Source organism: Grylomicrobium aquisgranense (genome assembly GCF_033971865.1).
In the GTDB taxonomy this organism is placed as follows: domain Bacteria; phylum Bacillota_I; class Bacilli_A; order Erysipelotrichales; family Erysipelotrichaceae; genus Bulleidia; species Bulleidia massiliensis.
In genome coordinates this window covers 1-15,174 of sequence record NZ_JALBUR010000038.1, presented here as the reverse complement: position 1 = coordinate 15,174, position 15,174 = coordinate 1, and the positions used below count along the sequence as shown (strand labels likewise).

Below are 15,174 nucleotides of genomic sequence, written 5' to 3'. Positions count from 1 at the left end.
CCTCTTCCCTACGGCAAAGAACGCTCTTACCCGTTCACCCTCACGGACCGCAGTAGGCTTAGCTCTCGGCGTGGCAGTGGCCTTCGCCGGCAAAGGCTTTTCACCTTCACTAGGGTTCTACTTCATATTCATACGCTTTCATGTTTTCCATCCAGTTCTATCCTTTCTTGGATTACTTTGACAACGCACTATTGCGTTTCTGTATGAGTGTGACTGCCCGTCACACAAAAAAGAAGATCATTGATCTTCTCAAAGGGCATTGTAGAAACCTGCGGCAATGTTTGCCACATTGTTCAAACCAGCAGAACGCTCGAAGTTCACCCGGAAGTATGTACCTGCATCAGCAGCACCCTGGGCATCATCCGAGAAACTGTTCATGGTGGAGATCATGCCGCCGCCCATCTCTGAAACCATGAAGGCAACCTGGCCATCCACACTGCTGGAAGAATATCCATTGGCAGCACAGAACGCAGACAGGTTGGAAACTCTGGATCCTCCCCACTGGCACAGGCCGTAGTAGCTGGATCCTGCATTGGGATTGAAGCTGGACTCAATCTGCATATTGGCCAGAATGCCAGCCGCGGCCGCCTTGGTAAAACCATAGGAACCTGTCAGCAGGCTGTAAATGCTGGACGCATTGGCACCGGTATTGACAGATGCGGCTGCCGTTACCGTACTGCCGGAACCAGCAGCGGAAGCTGTTGTGACAACGACCTTCGGCTTGGCTTTTACGGTTACGGCAACAGAGGCATCGGATGCATTGCCATGATTATCAACCGCATGCACTGTCACCTCATACGTACCGGCTGTATTGGTATCCACATTGGAACTTACAGTATACCAGCCGTTTTCATACAGTCTGCCCTGGGCATCATTGACCAGCTGGGCAGGCTCTTCCTCAACCTGTGTCAAAGCACCATCGGCTGGATCCGCCACCGCAGCCACAACCGAATTGGCATCAAAGCTGTCACCTTCTGTCAGTTCCACAGAATCATTGGCAAGGGAAATCTCCGGTGCTCTTGTATCCTGCACCGTATAGGTGCGCTTCACACTCACTCTGGCTGTCTGACCATAGATATCAGAATCAGAAAGCTCATAATTGACCAGTGTATCGCCAACCTTGGAAAGATCCAGGCTGGAAGCACTTGTTTTCAATGTGCCAGTATGGGCAGCGACCAGATCACTGACTGCCTTCTGGGCAGCCGGCTCATATTCAAAGACACTTGTCTCATTGCCGCTCTCATCGGTATCAAAGCTGATATTCAATGCGTCCATCATCTGCGTGTAGGACAGATCCCGTTTGCGTACCTGTGCCTGATGATAGGCATTGGCAGCTACACCGGCAGCCGCAATCGCACAGGCACCGGACAGCAGCACCGGCATACTCAGAGTATGCGTCAGGCTCTGGCTGCGCTCCTGTTCCTGCGGAACAGCTGCATCCGCAGCCTCGGCATAATCCATTGCCAGCCTTGCCGGCACAGCCTTTGCCTTGACCGCATTGATCAATGGTGACGTCACCTCAGACACCGTCGGCTTGTCCAGCTCTGCCTGGGCAGCCATGATCTCGCTTCTCTTCAATGTCCGGGTATAGGTATTGCGGATATCCTCACGGCGGGTATTCTCACTGAGAACCTGAACCAGATTCAGCTCAAAAAGATCCGGATCAATATCCTCATGGTGATAGAACACTTCCGCAAAGGTCTTGCGGACAACAAACTCAGCCTGCTTGGCAGAAGCAATCGTATTGCGTGCCATTGCAAACAGATCATCATGCAGAAGACGGTACATCCGCATCATGCAGTCACGGTCGCCAATCCGGATTCTTTCAGCAAGCTCCGGAATCGTCAGGCTTTCAATCTGTAAGCCCCCGTTCATTGTCAGCACACTCTCACTCATGCGGATCATCCCTCCTTTGCGTATACTGCTTATGAGTCTAGCACAAAATCACCGCTGGCACAAATCGGCCCGAAATCAAGCACGGATTATGGTAAAATAATACTATTCCCATACGTTTGAAGGAGACTGTATGATTGCCAATATTCCTGTATTTGATTTACTGCGCTACTTCCTCATCTATTCCTTCCTTGGCTGGTGTCTGGAAGTATTGTGGCATGCCATCATCCAGCATAAGATCGTCAACCGCGGCTTCCTCAACGGTCCGGTCTGCCCGATCTACGGCTTTGGCATGTGCGGCCTGCTGCTATTGTCAAATGTCCTCTCCCATGCAGCCAGCAACAGCAGCGGCAGTCCGTCTATCCTTGCCACCTTTCTTTCCGGCATGATCTTATGCACAATCATTGAACTGATTGCCGGATGGCTGCTGGAGAAATGTTTCCACGCCAGATGGTGGGACTATTCCAAAGAGCCGCTGAACTTTCATGGCTATATCTGCCTGCGGTTCTCATTGGTCTGGGGCGTATTGACCGTTGTCATCATCCGCTTCATTCACCCTTTGATGCCGCATTCTGATCCTGTGCTGATCCATCCGCTGTGGCAGTGGATCATCCTGGCAGTCCTGTATGGTGCCTATCTTGCGGATTTCATTGTTACCGTGGCCGCAACCAGAGGCTTCGCCAAGCGGCTTGCCAGCCTGAATGAGACAAGAGACCGCATGCGGCTGCTGTCTGACCAGCTTGCCATTGCCCTGGGTGATGCCGGCCTCAGTGCTGCCTGTGAAGCCGAAAAGGTCCAGCAGAAACAGCAGTATGAAAAGATGGAAGCCGCTGATCATCTGGAGATGGAAAAAGAAGAATATGCCGTTAAAGTGGAGCAGCTGAAAGAAAAGCACGCTGCTGCAGAAAAAGAATACCATCAGAAGCTGGAAGAACTTGCCAGAGAGATTCATGCAAAGCCAATGCATACGGCCGGAAGAATCTACCGTGCCTTCCCGTCTCTCCATTCCACTGCCCATGAATCCCTGTGGCAGGAAGTACAGCAGAAGCTGCATGAAATCCAGCGTGAAAACTGAGACAGACATTTCCCACATTTTGTGATGCTTTTCTGCATCAAAAAAGCCTATACTGAAAGTAAGGAAACGGAGGTATATCTCATGGAATTTACAGATGGATTCAAGAAACTGATGCTCGCTGGTGTAGGCGCTGCTGCCTTCACCGCTGAAAAAGCAAGTGACGTTGTTGACACACTTGTCAAGAAGGGTGAATTAACCGTTGAACAGGGCAAGGCACTCAACACAGAACTCAAGCACAAGGCTGAGGAAGTGAAGAAGGAAAAGGAAGAAAAGCCGGAAGAGAAGAAAGATTTTGCTTCGATGGTAGACGGCCTTTCCGATGATGAGCTTGCCAGCCTGAAGGCAGCGATCTCTGCCCATGATGAAAAGAAGGATGCCTGAGCCGCATGGCAGACGGCAGTCCTGAAAAAGCGCTGAATACTCAAAACGATGGCGGGTCTCGCTTAAAGCAGATCCGCCAGGTTTTGGTGCGCAACCATATCACCCGCGGCATTACCCCGGAGAAGCTGCGCATCATTCTGGAAGAACTTGGTCCTACCTTCATCAAGCTCGGCCAGATCATGTCACTGCACAGTGACATCCTGCCCAAAGCCTATTGCGAAGAGCTGATGAAGCTCAACAGTGATGTTACCCCGATGCCATTTGAAACCGTGGAAGAAATCATCAACGAATCCTGCGGTGCCCAATGGGCTTCCTTTTTCAAGTCCATTGACACCAAGCCATTAGGATCCGCCTCGATTGCACAGGTCCACAAAGCCGTGCTGAAAGATGGCAGCGATGTCATCATCAAAGTACAGCGCAAAGGAATCTATGAAACCATGTCCCGGGATATCTCTCTGCTGCATCGGCTTGTCAAACTCATGCCGCCGGTGGGAGATCTCAAGAACATCGTTGACCTTGACATGATTTTGAATGAAATGTGGTCCGTTGCCCAGCAGGAAATGGATTTTCTCAAGGAAGCCAGCAATCTGGAAGAATTTGCGCATAATAACAAGAACATCAACTATATCCGCTGTCCAAAGCTGTATCGGGAATATTCCACATCCAAGGTTCTGGTCATGGAATATATCGGTGGATTTGGCATTGATGATGTCAAGGATCTGAAAGCAAACGGCTATGACCTGCATGAAATCGGCGTCAAGTTTGTAAACAACTACATCAAACAGGTCATGGATGATGGTTTCTTCCATGCCGATCCCCATCCTGGCAACGTCAAGATTATGGATGGCAAGATTGTCTGGATCGATATGGGCATGATGGGCAGACTGTCTGATCATGACCGCAGAGTTATGGTCAAGGGTGTGCGCGGCATCGGCCTGCATGATGTCACGATGGTGGAAAATGCCGTTCTGGAAATCGGTGATTTCCGCGGCAAGCCAGACCGCGGCCAGCTCTATCAGGATCTCAAAGGTTTCCTGGATGAATATGGCAATGCTTCGCTTGGTGATATCAGCCTCGCTGACAGCATGTCTGAGATCATGGAAATCATGAAGAAAAATGAGATTTCCATGCCCCATGGCATGACGATGCTGTGCCGGGGATTAACTGTCATGCAGGGTGTACTGTCAGAAATTGCACCGGAAATATCTATGTCGCAGATTGCCTCCAACAGAGTCATGGAAGAGACTCTGGACAACATGGACTGGAAGAGTGAAATCCGCAAAGATATTCATGCCGCATGGCGCATCAGTAAAAAAGGTGCAGAAGTTCCTTCTCTGACAGCCGATGCCCTCAAAGAATATCTGGCTGGTCAGGCAGGTATTAACATTTCTCTGCATTCTTCCAGGAACTTCAACGACATTGTCCATTCTGCTGTGCGCAACTTCGTCATCGGCCTGTGCCTGGCGGCCCTGCTGATCTCATCTTCCATTATCTGCACCACCGATATGACACCAAAGATCATGGGTCTTCCCTTCCTGGGCTTCATCGGCTACTTCGCTGCCATTGCCGTTGGCACAGCACTTTGTATCCGGTATCTCTGGAAAAAGTACAAACGAAAGTAATGTTCAGAAAAAGTTCACCACAATTCTTCCTGTTTGCAGTACATTAGTGCAGTAACGGGAGGAAACTATGTTTGCATTCTTGAAGCATAAGAAGAAAGAGAAAAAAGAAAAGAAACAGGAACCAGAACAGCTTGCCGATCATCCCCAGACAGCCAAAGATGGTTTATATCGCGGCATGTACTGCCCTGCCTGCGGCTATATGGAAGTCAACCAGAACTCCAGTGCCCTGCCTCTGGAAGGCTTTGCGATGTGTCCCAACTGCGGTGCACCATTAAAAACAGCTGACTTCATCCAGACAAAGGATGGCTTTGCCCTGGCAGCCCATGCCGTAGCTGTCAAAAAGAAGATTCAGACAGGCGGTCATTACCGGGTCAGAAAAGCAGGTCCCAACCGGACCAAAGCAAAAGCCGGCCGGCCGATCAGAAACCACAGATGAGCGTATCCGAGTGATACGTTCTTTTCTTTTCCATGCTACACTGAAGGCAGAAAACGGAGACATGACATGATTCAGGCAATCTTCTTTGATATTGACGGCACCCTTGTCAGCTTCAAGACACATACCATTCCTTCCTCAGCAATCCAGGCATTACAGCAGCTGCAGAAAAAAGGCATTCTGCTGTTCATTGCGACCGGCCGTGGAAAAGATGGGCTGGAATGTCTGGGAGACTTCCCATTTGATGGCTATATCACCCTCAATGGCCAGTACTGCTTTGATAAAGACGGCAGAGTCGTCTATGAAAACACAATCAAAGCGAAAGACCTGCAGACCCTTGTCAACTATGAAGCAAAGCATCATTTTCCCTGCGGCTATGTCCTGCCCGAAGGAAAAATCTACAATTACCGGGATAAAAGATGTGATGAAGTCAATGCCATTACCCACAATGACAATCAGCCAGCTGGTGATGTTTCCAACATTGCAAAGAAAAAAGTCTATCAGGTCATGACATTCCTGAACGAAGACGAAGAAAAAGAACTGATGACACATCTTCCAGACTGCACCAGTGCCCGCTGGTATCCCACCTTCTGTGATATTTCACCAAAAGGAGGCACCAAGGTCAAAGGAATGGATGTCTTTGCAAAGGCATTTGGCTTTGACATGGAACATACAATGGCCTTTGGCGATGGCGGCAATGACATCCCCATGTTAAAACATGCCGGCATCTCCATTGCTATGGCCAACGCCGCCGACAGCACCAAAGCTGTCAGCACCTACATCACAGATGATCCGGATCATGACGGCATCCTGCATGCCTGCCAGCATTTCCATCTCATATAACCAGAATCAATACATTCCATCTCATAACAAAGGATAGCTGCAATCCAACAGCTATCCCTTTTGCTGCTTCATTACTCTTCTAACAGAATATTCGCACTGTCCTTTTCAGAATACGTTTCATCCCCGGCAGTCACAGTATATGTCCAGGTAACAAGGGCTTCCTGATGATTTTTAAAGTATTCAGTATTGGTAATCTCGCCCATTTCAGCAGAGTCCCAACCAGATTCAACCGTTAATGACTCTGGCTGAATATCATAAATATACCGTTTAGTATAGTTGCTTGGATCATCATTCATCTTAAGCGAAAACACTGCTTTTATGCTGTATCCCTCATATTTTGCCTGCCACGCTGGAACGATCACAGTATAAGTCTGATTCTTCTTGTCATATGTTCCATCACCATGCCATAACGGTGCATCCGTACTTGCTGTTGGAGAAACAGATGGTGAACTGGATGCGGCAGCACTTTCTGATCCACATCCTGCCATCGATACCGCAAGCAGGATTGCTATGGACCCTTTTAAGATTTTTACATTCAACATAGTAGTCTTTGTATTATGTGTTTGAATCATCTGACTGCCATCATCCACCAAGCTTTGACTGGGATCGTGGCACAGAATGCCTTCTGTATTTTCGCTGCAGAACGCATCGAATGATAAAGCGCGGAATCTCATAAAGCATGATTCCAATCCATAAAACCTTAACAAATGCCGTTCTTATAACGGGCGGGATCGTAAGTTAACATACAGATTTCCTCCCATCTTTCTTCAAGAAAACAATAGACTGATCATCAAGAAAATTCAAGTATGCAAATGGTGTTTTTTCGATCATGCTGGATTGTTTTTTTTGTTGATCAGCCGGAGGATGACCGCCGCTTTCAGTTTTCTGCACGTTATGCATGTTTCATTTTCAAAAATTACTATTTATCTTTTGTTTAGACAGCTCCACAGAAAAGATATTAGAAAGATCGCTTTACATTGCTCAATCAAATACATAACAAAAACGTATAGCATCTGCCATACGCTTTGTTCATCTCTATTGCGATTATGCAGCCTGCGATGTTTCCGGAACGGCATAGACAACACCGGACGGATACATGCTGGACCACTGTGACCAGGTGTAATACTTGTTTTCATTGACCTGACCGGTTGATCCCCATGCCTCAGATACCCAGAGGCCATCATCTCCGACTTTTTCAACAAAAGCTGTGTGTCCGCTTGGATCACTGCCGACACCGGAGAAAATAGCACCGGGTGCAGGTGAATTGGAAATGTAGAAATGTACACTCCAGGAGGATGATGCAGCTACGATGCCCCATGCCTGATCACGGCCATTGCCATTGATCTTACCAGTCATAAAACCATAATGCTGGGCGAAGCGGTAATGCATATAGCCAACGCACTGCAGCTTGCCTTCCCACGTAAAGCCAACCCATTGTTTCAGCAGGGATACGTAGGAATCGCCATTGTAATACGTACCGGTTACCGGTGTATCAGATACAGAACCGGAAGAAGCTCCACCGCTGTGATCATACGCAGACAGTTGACTCTGCAAGGCAGCAGCCTGGGTGACATTCATACCATTAGAGCTGGCAAGCTCTTCCGCCTGTGCCTCTGCCTGGGCAGCTTCCTCTTCACTTCTGGTAACCTCAGCCGGCTTGCGGACATTCACAAGATAAGAAATCTTGGTTGTATCGCCGCTGTCATCCACAAAGGTAAGCCAGCATGTATATGTTCCTTCCGTATTCATATCGACATTATCTGTCTCTTTGATGACCGGCAGCTTACCTACCGTCGAGGAAACATAACCAATGTTGTCGCCATACTTGAATTCTGAGCCAAGATCCACTGTCACTTCGCTCTGTTTCAGAATGACCTGCGGACCCTCTGAAGCAATCAGCTTAACAGCCGCATTTTCTGAGAAGGAATAGACAACACTGTCTGCGCTGTCATCCTTACGTACAATCTGGATACTGACCGTAATATTCTGAATGCCGCTCTTAGTTCGGTTAAATGCCGAAGTATGAATTGTCGATTTGTCAAAATCAACCTCGTTCAGGTTGATCGCTGCATCATAATCCGCCCGCTCCCTGATTGCCTGTTCTTTCAGCGTAGCAAGCGGATTCTGGTTATTCATATCAATCTCAAAGACTCTGACTTTGCTTGTTTCATCTGGTTTATGCTCATCCGCAAATACCGGTGATATCGGTGCTGCAATCACTGCAGCCAGTAAAAGCGATGTCAGAAATCTTGCTTTTCTTTTTCCGTACATGTTTTTAATTTAGCCTGAAACAAGTGTTAAATCAAGGTTAGCTGTCCTCACAGCGCCGTTTTCGTGCAGATTTCACACGTTCTTCACAAATTTATAAGAATAATTTGTCTATATCAGAGCATTATTTATCACATGCAAAGAGAGCCAGAAAAAAGGCTTTCCGGAATCTTCCAGAAAGCCAGTGGGCTATGGAGCTGGCGGGAGTCGAACCCGTGTCCAGGAATCGTCCCACATTCAGACCTCTACAGTTTAGTCCGCTGTTAGTAAGACAGCAGGTATGTCAGCGGTCTTACCGCCTGCTGAATGTGCCTGTAAGATTGTCGGGATCGGCCTCCAGGCTAAGCCTCACCGTATCTGTTCATTTACGCTCTGTCCGTCAAACAGCAAAGAACGGTCAGAGGATGCTGCATCGCGTAAAGCGAACTCAGGCAGCAAATGCGTAACTATTGTTGTTAGCGTTTATTTTTGTTTTGGTGATAAGGTCACCGCTCCACTGCAGTCCGAATCAAACTAAAAACCTGTCGAAACCATGACAGCCCCGGGATTGCCTTGCGGCAGAAAGAATATAGCACGCCGAAACTTTACATTCAAGCCCTGCTGTGTACGGCCAGCCAGCGGTTGGCATACTGCTCTACAGCAGCCATCTTTTCCTTTGTATCCGGCAGCTTGAAATCAAAGCGGTGAATCATGCGGCTGATATAATCCTTTTCCTTCAGCATTGCCAGGCCTCTTGGAAAGTTATAATCAAAGATCAATGCTGTTGCCGCAATCCATGTGTCTGCCGGCGTACGGCCAGGCTTTGCCAGAATGCTGTGTTCCTGGAAGAATTCTTCATACAGTTCCGGTGTTACCGTTGAATTTTCCATCTGCTCTCTGGTAAAGGTCTGCACATCCAGCAGAGGATCTTCTGTTCTGACCCGGAAGATATCTGTCTTATCCGCATCACGGATGATCTGACAATGCAGCAATGTTCTTTCATCCAGTCCATCCGGCAGTCTGTATTTATTGTGCATCTGCACCGCTGTAATGATCAGATCATACAGACTCTGATCATCTATGAAGCGTTCCAGCAGTCCTTCTTTGAGCAATTGGGCGCCAAAATCACCATGGTCAATGGTCAGAAAATCACGGAAGTCGCCATACCGCCTGATCTGCTCAAAGCGGCCGATATCATGCAATAAGCCAATGAGTTCAGCCAGCTGGATATCCTCCCTGGATACGTGCAGACTTTCGGCAATGACCCGGGAAATGGCCGCCACATGCTCCGTATGCACAATCTTCAGCCGCACCTTGCCATCCTGCGGATTATAGTTTTTCACATAAGACGCAAAGGCCGCATATGCTCTGGGAAGATCAATCATTTCTCGCTTCCTTTGTTCAGATCATGCTTGATCTGGGTTGTGGAAATCTCCGGTGTGCGCGGGAAATAGACAACCTCAACGCCCTCTTTTTCCAGATAGTCGAACTTGCCTTTCCAGTCATCACCCATGCAGAACACATCAATGTGATATTCATGCATGTCATTGATCTTCTGATCCCAGCTTTCCTCCGGAATCACCAGATCCACGTAGCGGATGGCCTCTACCAGTGCCTTTCTTTTCTCATAGGAAAAATAGCACTTTTTGTGTTTCTGGTTCCAGTTGAACTCATCCGTCGATACGCCGACAATCAGATAGTCACCAAGTGACTTTGCTCTTTTTAACAGATTGATGTGCCCATAATGAAGCAGATCAAATGTTCCATATGTAATGACACGTCTCATACCATTATCCTTTACGCTTTAATGCTTTTGCCATTTCCCGGCTGGCATCCCGGATCTTCTCTGTCTGTCTCTTGTCATACAGATCCTTGCCCTTGGCAAGTGCGATCTCCAGCTTTGCTCTGCCGTTTTTCAGATACATCCGCACCGGCACAAGCGTGTAGCCTTTGGTGCGCACCTTACTGTCAAGCTTAGCAATTTCATCCTTATGCAGCAGCAGCTTCCGGTCCCGTTCCTCATCCACATTGGCAAAGGAGCCATACTTATAGGCACTGATATGCATGCCTTTGATCCAGGCTTCCCCACGGAAGATCGAAACATAGGCATCCTTGAACTGCACATGGCCTTCCCGGATTGATTTGATCTCTGTACCGGTCAGTACCAGGCCGCACTCATAGAAATCTTCCAGGAAGTAGTCATGCTTTGCTTTCCGGTTATAGGCAATTTCTTTTGTTTTACCTTCTGCCACGATTATCTCTCCTGCGCTTCCTGTAGCCATTTCTGCCGCCATTATTGCGGTCATTGCGCTGCGGTGCTGCCTTCATGCCATCAATGCCAAAGTCAATCTGACGGGTATCATGAGATGCTGCAAGGCAGACAACCTTGACCGTCTGGCCCAGCTGATAGACATGCTTGAAATGAGAACCCTTGAGTTCCATGCGGTCCTCATCATATGTGTAGTAATCATCATTGAGATGAGAAATATGCACAAGACCTTCCACGGTATTGGGCAGCTCTACATAGAAGCCAAACGATGTCACACCGGTAATCAGGCCTTCGCCCTTTTCACCAATATGTTTCTCCATGAACTGTGCCTTCTTCATATCATCGCATTCATACTCAGCATCCTGACTTGCACGCTCACGGATTGATGACTGATCGGCAAACTCCTGCATGGAGCCTGTATCCTTTGCAATCTGATCCGGATCCTTGCACTGATTGAACACATACTTTGTCAGCATTCTGTGCACAATCAGGTCCGGATAACGGCGGATCGGTGATGTGAAATGCAGATAGTCCTCTTCCGCAAGACCAAAGTGTCCAACAGGTCTTGCATCATAGCGTGCCTTCTGCATGCACCGCAGCAGCATCATGCTCAATACAGGAAACTCTGGTGAATCCTTGACACTCTCCAGATACTGCTGCACTTCCTTCGGCCTGGCTGCACTGTGTTCAGGGCGGAACTTATGCCCCAGCAGGAACGATGTATCCACAAAGCTCTTGAGCTTCTTGGCTTCCGGTGCTTCATGAATACGATAGACACACGGCACATCTGCCAGCTTCATCTGGTTGGCCACACAGACATTGGCCGCAATCATACAGTCCTCAACCATGCATTCCGCATGGCCTCTCTGGCGGAGTGTGATACTGATCGGCACGCCGTTCTCATCACACTTGATCTCAGCTTCATCTGTATCAAAGTCAATTGCACCTTTGTCATGGCGGTGGGCACGAATCGCATCGGCACAGTCACGCAGATCTGTAAACAATGTACCAAGGTGTGCATAGCGTGCACACAGCTCCTGATCGCCATCCAGGATCAGATTGACATTGTGGTATGTCATACGTTCCGTAGAACGCATCACGGCAGGATACGTCTTGTAGCTGATGATATGGCCGTCATGGGCAATCTTCATCTCACATGTATTGACAAGACGGACAACATGCGGATTCAAAGAGCAGATGCCATTTGACAGCTGATGTGGCAGCATCGGCACTACCCGGTCTGTCACATACGTAGAACAGCCGCGCTTCAGTGCTTCTTTGTCCAGCGCAGAATTCTCTTTGACATAGTGCTGTACATCCGCAATGGATACCTTCAAGAGCCAGCCATCTCCATCTTTGACAACACTGACAGCATCATCAAAGTCCTTGGAATCATCACCATCGATTGTGACCGTAATATCATTGCGCAGATCCACTCTGCCTGCCATCTCTTCTTCGGATACTTCCTGAGGAATCTGATTAACCTCTGCCATGACTTCATCCGGGAAAGCCGGCTCAATGTCGTGGTCGAGAAGAACAGAAAGGATATCCACACCCGGATCATCCTTATGACCGATGACCCTGTCAATCCGCACCCGCAGATAGCGGTTGCCATATTCCACAATGGTTCCCTGAACCTTCAGGCCTTCAATGATGTTGAACTTGTCGGCACCTTCTACCTTGAGCACCTTGTTCTGCAGTTTGCGGTCATCCAGCACAAGTTTTGGCTGATAGGCACCCTCATACGTACCAATCACCTTGACATGGGCACGCTGCAGAACCTTGATGACATGGCCATATGCCTGACCAGGACCTGCCTGATAGGCAACCACATCGCCATTGAGCGCATCCAGCTGATCACGGGCGTCAAAGCGCACCGTTGTGCCATCTTCTTTGTCGACAAAGCCAAGTCCCTTGGTATTGACACAAAGTGTGCCGGTATACAGATTGACAACCGATGCCAGATCCCATGTGCCATTGATGTTATGGACAATCTGACACTGGTCTTCCATCTGGTTCAATGCTGTGCTGACAGAGGCGAAATTGCCCCCTTTGCCAAGGTGAAGCCCAGCCACAATCGCCCCGGTATCAAGACTGCTCTTTTTGCTATTTGCTAACAGGTCCAGTATCTTTTGTTGTAAATCTTCCATTTCTTTCCTCAATTTTTCCCTCAGATATTAAGAAAGCGTTGGCAGTTATACCAACGCTGATTGTTACAAGAATCTTACAGAACTCTGATCAGTATCACAAGCACAAAGAACAGAATTCCAAGGACAAGAGTCAGATTGGAAATAACTTTCTCAGATCCTCTCTCCTTGACATTGGCAAACAGGTTCAAGCCGCCGTTTCCTGTAAAAGCACCGGAAATGCCATCTGACTTGCCGCCCTGCAGCAGAGTCAGAATAATCAGCAGTGCTGAATCAATCATTAATAACGCGTTAAGCATGGATCGCTCCTTTCGCTGCAGTCAACATTATATCATCAGCTTTTCCACGTATGCAATGCATTCCTGCTAAGCCTGACCACAAACAGCCCTTTTCAGCAGTCTGGCGATGCCTTAACGGCACATCCTTCCCCATTGCCCTCTTCCTGGAACGTCTTTACCTGCGAAAGCAGAGACGAAAGACGCTCATGCAGAGCACTGATCTTTTCATCAGTCCAGTAATCAGCTGGAGAAATCTCATCAGAATCCAGATCACATGTCTCATCATCAAACCCGATGATCTCGCCATCATGCAGTAAAACCACCAGTGGCATATAGATGACCTTCTTGCCATCATTGTCATAGTGCGTGATCTCACTGTCCTTTTCATCCAGCAGATCCGCAATGCTGTCATACCAGGTGCGGTCAGCAGTCTTATCAACATAGATGTTGTAGTACTTCACATTGACATCGGCTGCCAAAGCATCCTCATTGAGCATCGGCACATAGTACTGGCACCACGGGCACTCTGGAAAGCCAAAGAACAAAACACCTGTGCCATGATTGAGCATATCTTCCACATCCTGATGATCACGCAGCAGTGTATAGGCATTGTCAGCAGGCAGACTGGAATACTCTTCCGTCAGTGATGTACTTTCTGCAGAAGCAGCACTGGCGGATGCGGATGGTGATGCGGCAGGTGATGTGGATACAGCTGCAGCAGTACTGCCGCATCCTGCCAGCATCATCGCAAGCATGGCAGAAAGCATTGTCTTTTTATTCATTTTGTTTTCTCCTGTCTCCCCATCGATTCTCCCTTGATCCAGTCATAGCCTTCCTGCACAGTTCTGGCAAACAGCAGATTGTCCATTGGCTCCATAAAACCATTGGAAACCATATCATCAAACTGCTTCTTTAAAGGCGCATAATAGCCATTTAAACTGAGCAGTGCAATTCTGCCCTGCACAAGATGCAGGCGGCTGTCAGAGATGATTTCTGAGATTTCATCCAGTGTGCCGGGACCTCCCGGCAGTGCAATATAGCCATCTGCCAGTTCCTTCATCTGATTGCGGCGCTCACTCATCGTCTTACAGACGATCAGTTCATTCAGATCATTTCTCTGCTTGTTTACATCAATCATGAAGCGCGGCATGACACCGATGACGGCAGCACCATGATCCAAAGCACTCTGTGCCAGTTCATTCATCAGTCCTACCGATGCACCGCCATAGACCAGCGTATCCCCATGTTCCCCGATCAAACGGCCAAGCTGCTTTGCCCCATCCACAAAGATGCTCTGGCTGCCATAAGACGAGCCTAGATATACCGCAATCTTCATGCCATTCCCTTCAGTCTGTTCATCAAAGCATGATATGCCTGAATATACAGGCGGGCAGGCATCAGGAACGGTTGCGATTTCACGTTGATCATGAAGCCGCCGATGGATGGATTTTCTTCCAGAATCTCTGCCATACGGGTAAAGTCAACCGGCAGGAATGCCTGTGTCTTTGCCTTTTCTGGTGACCATGCGGCTAATTGCTTCACACTTGTAAAAGCAGGAAAATACGGCTTGCCAGAGCCATCCTTGATAATCGAAAAGGATACTTTGACACCCATGGCAGGTCCTTCTTCCTTCTGGACACCAGGCACCAGCAGCACTGCACTGGTCAAAGCCTGCAGTATCAATGCTACATTCTTCTGTGAGCGGTCATGATAATATGCCGCAATGGCATTCTGTACAGGCAGATTCATTGCCTCTGCCCGGGCAATCTGGGCCCGATCAATCTTTTCCTGTTTCTGATCCATACTTTACCTCCGACATGACTTCTGCATTATAACCCAATCATTTCTTCTTTGCCTCAAATAGGGTAGAGTGAGCCGCGTTAGCGGCTCGACCCTCCCGTTGCACCGTACGTACGGTTTTCCGTATACGGCGCTACGTTTGTATTTACTTACGATTATTGAGATAGTATTCCAACGGGTTGACCA

16 protein-coding genes and 1 other RNA gene are annotated in these 15,174 nt (G+C 48.3%); 5 read left to right on the top strand and 12 right to left on the bottom strand.

Features of this window, described 5'->3' with window-relative positions:
* Window positions 1-249: 249 nt before the first annotated feature.
* Entirely contained in the window at window positions 250-1,896 is a 1,647-nt protein-coding gene (locus MOZ60_RS10180) for a phage tail tip lysozyme (RefSeq protein ID WP_370596579.1), read from the bottom strand.
* A 130-nt stretch (window positions 1,897-2,026) separates the two neighbouring features.
* Here MOZ60_RS10180 and MOZ60_RS10175 point away from each other — a divergent pair, with 130 nt between their 5' ends.
* The 5 genes from MOZ60_RS10175 to MOZ60_RS10155 all read left to right on the top strand — a co-directional run bounded on the left by MOZ60_RS10175 (window position 2,027) and on the right by MOZ60_RS10155 (window position 6,247).
* A complete protein-coding gene (locus tag MOZ60_RS10175; RefSeq protein ID WP_370596578.1) occupies window positions 2,027-2,968 on the top strand; it encodes a putative ABC transporter permease in 942 nt (313 codons plus the stop codon).
* An 81-nt stretch (window positions 2,969-3,049) separates the two neighbouring features.
* On the top strand, window positions 3,050-3,349 hold the full coding sequence (locus tag MOZ60_RS10170) for a phasin family protein (RefSeq protein ID WP_209451719.1): 300 nt from the start codon (window positions 3,050-3,052) through the stop codon (window positions 3,347-3,349).
* Between the two features lie 5 nt (window positions 3,350-3,354).
* Window positions 3,355-4,971 (top strand): ABC1 kinase family protein, encoded by a 1,617-nt coding sequence (locus MOZ60_RS10165; RefSeq protein WP_370596577.1) that lies wholly within the window; start codon window positions 3,355-3,357, stop codon window positions 4,969-4,971.
* A 67-nt stretch (window positions 4,972-5,038) separates the two neighbouring features.
* A complete protein-coding gene (locus MOZ60_RS10160; RefSeq protein ID WP_108774343.1) occupies window positions 5,039-5,407 on the top strand; it encodes a hypothetical protein in 369 nt (122 codons plus the stop codon).
* A 66-nt stretch (window positions 5,408-5,473) separates the two neighbouring features.
* Window positions 5,474-6,247: a Cof-type HAD-IIB family hydrolase gene (locus MOZ60_RS10155; protein WP_370596576.1), complete on the top strand. Its 774-nt coding sequence runs from the start codon at window positions 5,474-5,476 to the stop codon at window positions 6,245-6,247.
* Window positions 6,248-6,318: 71 nt separating this feature from the next.
* Here the strand turns inward: MOZ60_RS10155 and MOZ60_RS10150 are convergent, their stop codons facing one another.
* The 11 genes from MOZ60_RS10150 to MOZ60_RS10100 form a co-directional block, all read right to left on the bottom strand.
* Window positions 6,319-6,840 carry a hypothetical protein gene (locus MOZ60_RS10150; RefSeq protein ID WP_370596575.1) on the bottom strand — a complete coding sequence of 174 codons (522 nt, stop codon included), beginning with the start codon at window positions 6,838-6,840 and terminating at the stop codon, window positions 6,319-6,321.
* Between the two features lie 451 nt (window positions 6,841-7,291).
* Window positions 7,292-8,518 (bottom strand): CHAP domain-containing protein, encoded by a 1,227-nt coding sequence (locus MOZ60_RS10145; protein WP_277655154.1) that lies wholly within the window; start codon window positions 8,516-8,518, stop codon window positions 7,292-7,294.
* Window positions 8,519-8,704: 186 nt separating this feature from the next.
* Window positions 8,705-9,058, bottom strand: a transfer-messenger RNA (tmRNA) gene (gene ssrA / locus MOZ60_RS10140).
* 47 nt (window positions 9,059-9,105) lie between these two features.
* On the bottom strand, window positions 9,106-9,879 hold the full coding sequence (locus MOZ60_RS10135) for an HD domain-containing protein (protein WP_370596574.1): 774 nt from the start codon (window positions 9,877-9,879) through the stop codon (window positions 9,106-9,108).
* A complete protein-coding gene (gene tagD, locus MOZ60_RS10130) occupies window positions 9,876-10,280 on the bottom strand; it encodes a glycerol-3-phosphate cytidylyltransferase (protein WP_108774348.1) in 405 nt (134 codons plus the stop codon). The genes MOZ60_RS10135 and tagD overlap by 4 nt, the downstream gene beginning before the upstream one ends.
* Window positions 10,281-10,284: 4 nt before the next feature.
* A complete protein-coding gene (gene smpB / locus MOZ60_RS10125) occupies window positions 10,285-10,746 on the bottom strand; it encodes an SsrA-binding protein SmpB (protein ID WP_135358287.1) in 462 nt (153 codons plus the stop codon).
* Complete coding sequence (rnr, locus tag MOZ60_RS10120) at window positions 10,733-12,913, bottom strand: ribonuclease R (protein ID WP_370596573.1); 2,181 nt, start codon at window positions 12,911-12,913, stop codon at window positions 10,733-10,735. Before rnr ends, smpB begins: the two co-directional genes overlap by 14 nt.
* Before the next feature lie 74 nt (window positions 12,914-12,987).
* The gene (gene secG / locus MOZ60_RS10115) at window positions 12,988-13,209 is read right to left on the bottom strand and encodes a preprotein translocase subunit SecG (protein WP_108774351.1); all 222 of its coding nucleotides are present in this window, start codon (window positions 13,207-13,209) and stop codon (window positions 12,988-12,990) included.
* Window positions 13,210-13,301: 92 nt separating this feature from the next.
* Complete coding sequence (locus MOZ60_RS10110; protein ID WP_370596572.1) at window positions 13,302-13,970, bottom strand: hypothetical protein; 669 nt, start codon at window positions 13,968-13,970, stop codon at window positions 13,302-13,304.
* The gene (locus MOZ60_RS10105) at window positions 13,967-14,524 is read right to left on the bottom strand and encodes an LOG family protein (protein ID WP_370596571.1); all 558 of its coding nucleotides are present in this window, start codon (window positions 14,522-14,524) and stop codon (window positions 13,967-13,969) included. The genes MOZ60_RS10110 and MOZ60_RS10105 overlap by 4 nt, the downstream gene beginning before the upstream one ends.
* Window positions 14,521-14,991 (bottom strand): SseB family protein, encoded by a 471-nt coding sequence (locus tag MOZ60_RS10100; protein WP_108774354.1) that lies wholly within the window; start codon window positions 14,989-14,991, stop codon window positions 14,521-14,523. Before MOZ60_RS10100 ends, MOZ60_RS10105 begins: the two co-directional genes overlap by 4 nt.
* Window positions 14,992-15,174 lie beyond the last annotated feature (183 nt).

Bases quoted from the DNA above. Each gene is read 5' to 3' on its own strand.
- MOZ60_RS10180 (WP_370596579.1), bottom strand. From the start codon at position 1,896: ATGAGTGAGAGTGTGCTGACAATGAACGGGGGCTTACAGATTGAAAGC.
- tagD (WP_108774348.1), bottom strand. From the start codon at position 10,280: ATGAGACGTGTCATTACATATGGAACATTTGATCTGCTTCATTATGGG.
- MOZ60_RS10170 (WP_209451719.1), top strand. From the start codon at position 3,050: ATGGAATTTACAGATGGATTCAAGAAACTGATGCTCGCTGGTGTAGGC.
- MOZ60_RS10105 (WP_370596571.1), bottom strand. From the start codon at position 14,524: ATGAAGATTGCGGTATATCTAGGCTCGTCTTATGGCAGCCAGAGCATC.
- MOZ60_RS10160 (WP_108774343.1), top strand. From the start codon at position 5,039: ATGTTTGCATTCTTGAAGCATAAGAAGAAAGAGAAAAAAGAAAAGAAA.
- rnr (WP_370596573.1), bottom strand. From the start codon at position 12,913: ATGGAAGATTTACAACAAAAGATACTGGACCTGTTAGCAAATAGCAAA.
- MOZ60_RS10145 (WP_277655154.1), bottom strand. From the start codon at position 8,518: ATGTACGGAAAAAGAAAAGCAAGATTTCTGACATCGCTTTTACTGGCT.
- secG (WP_108774351.1), bottom strand. From the start codon at position 13,209: ATGCTTAACGCGTTATTAATGATTGATTCAGCACTGCTGATTATTCTG.
- MOZ60_RS10100 (WP_108774354.1), bottom strand. From the start codon at position 14,991: ATGGATCAGAAACAGGAAAAGATTGATCGGGCCCAGATTGCCCGGGCA.
- MOZ60_RS10135 (WP_370596574.1), bottom strand. From the start codon at position 9,879: ATGATTGATCTTCCCAGAGCATATGCGGCCTTTGCGTCTTATGTGAAA.
- MOZ60_RS10165 (WP_370596577.1), top strand. From the start codon at position 3,355: ATGGCAGACGGCAGTCCTGAAAAAGCGCTGAATACTCAAAACGATGGC.
- MOZ60_RS10155 (WP_370596576.1), top strand. From the start codon at position 5,474: ATGATTCAGGCAATCTTCTTTGATATTGACGGCACCCTTGTCAGCTTC.
- MOZ60_RS10110 (WP_370596572.1), bottom strand. From the start codon at position 13,970: ATGAATAAAAAGACAATGCTTTCTGCCATGCTTGCGATGATGCTGGCA.
- MOZ60_RS10175 (WP_370596578.1), top strand. From the start codon at position 2,027: ATGATTGCCAATATTCCTGTATTTGATTTACTGCGCTACTTCCTCATC.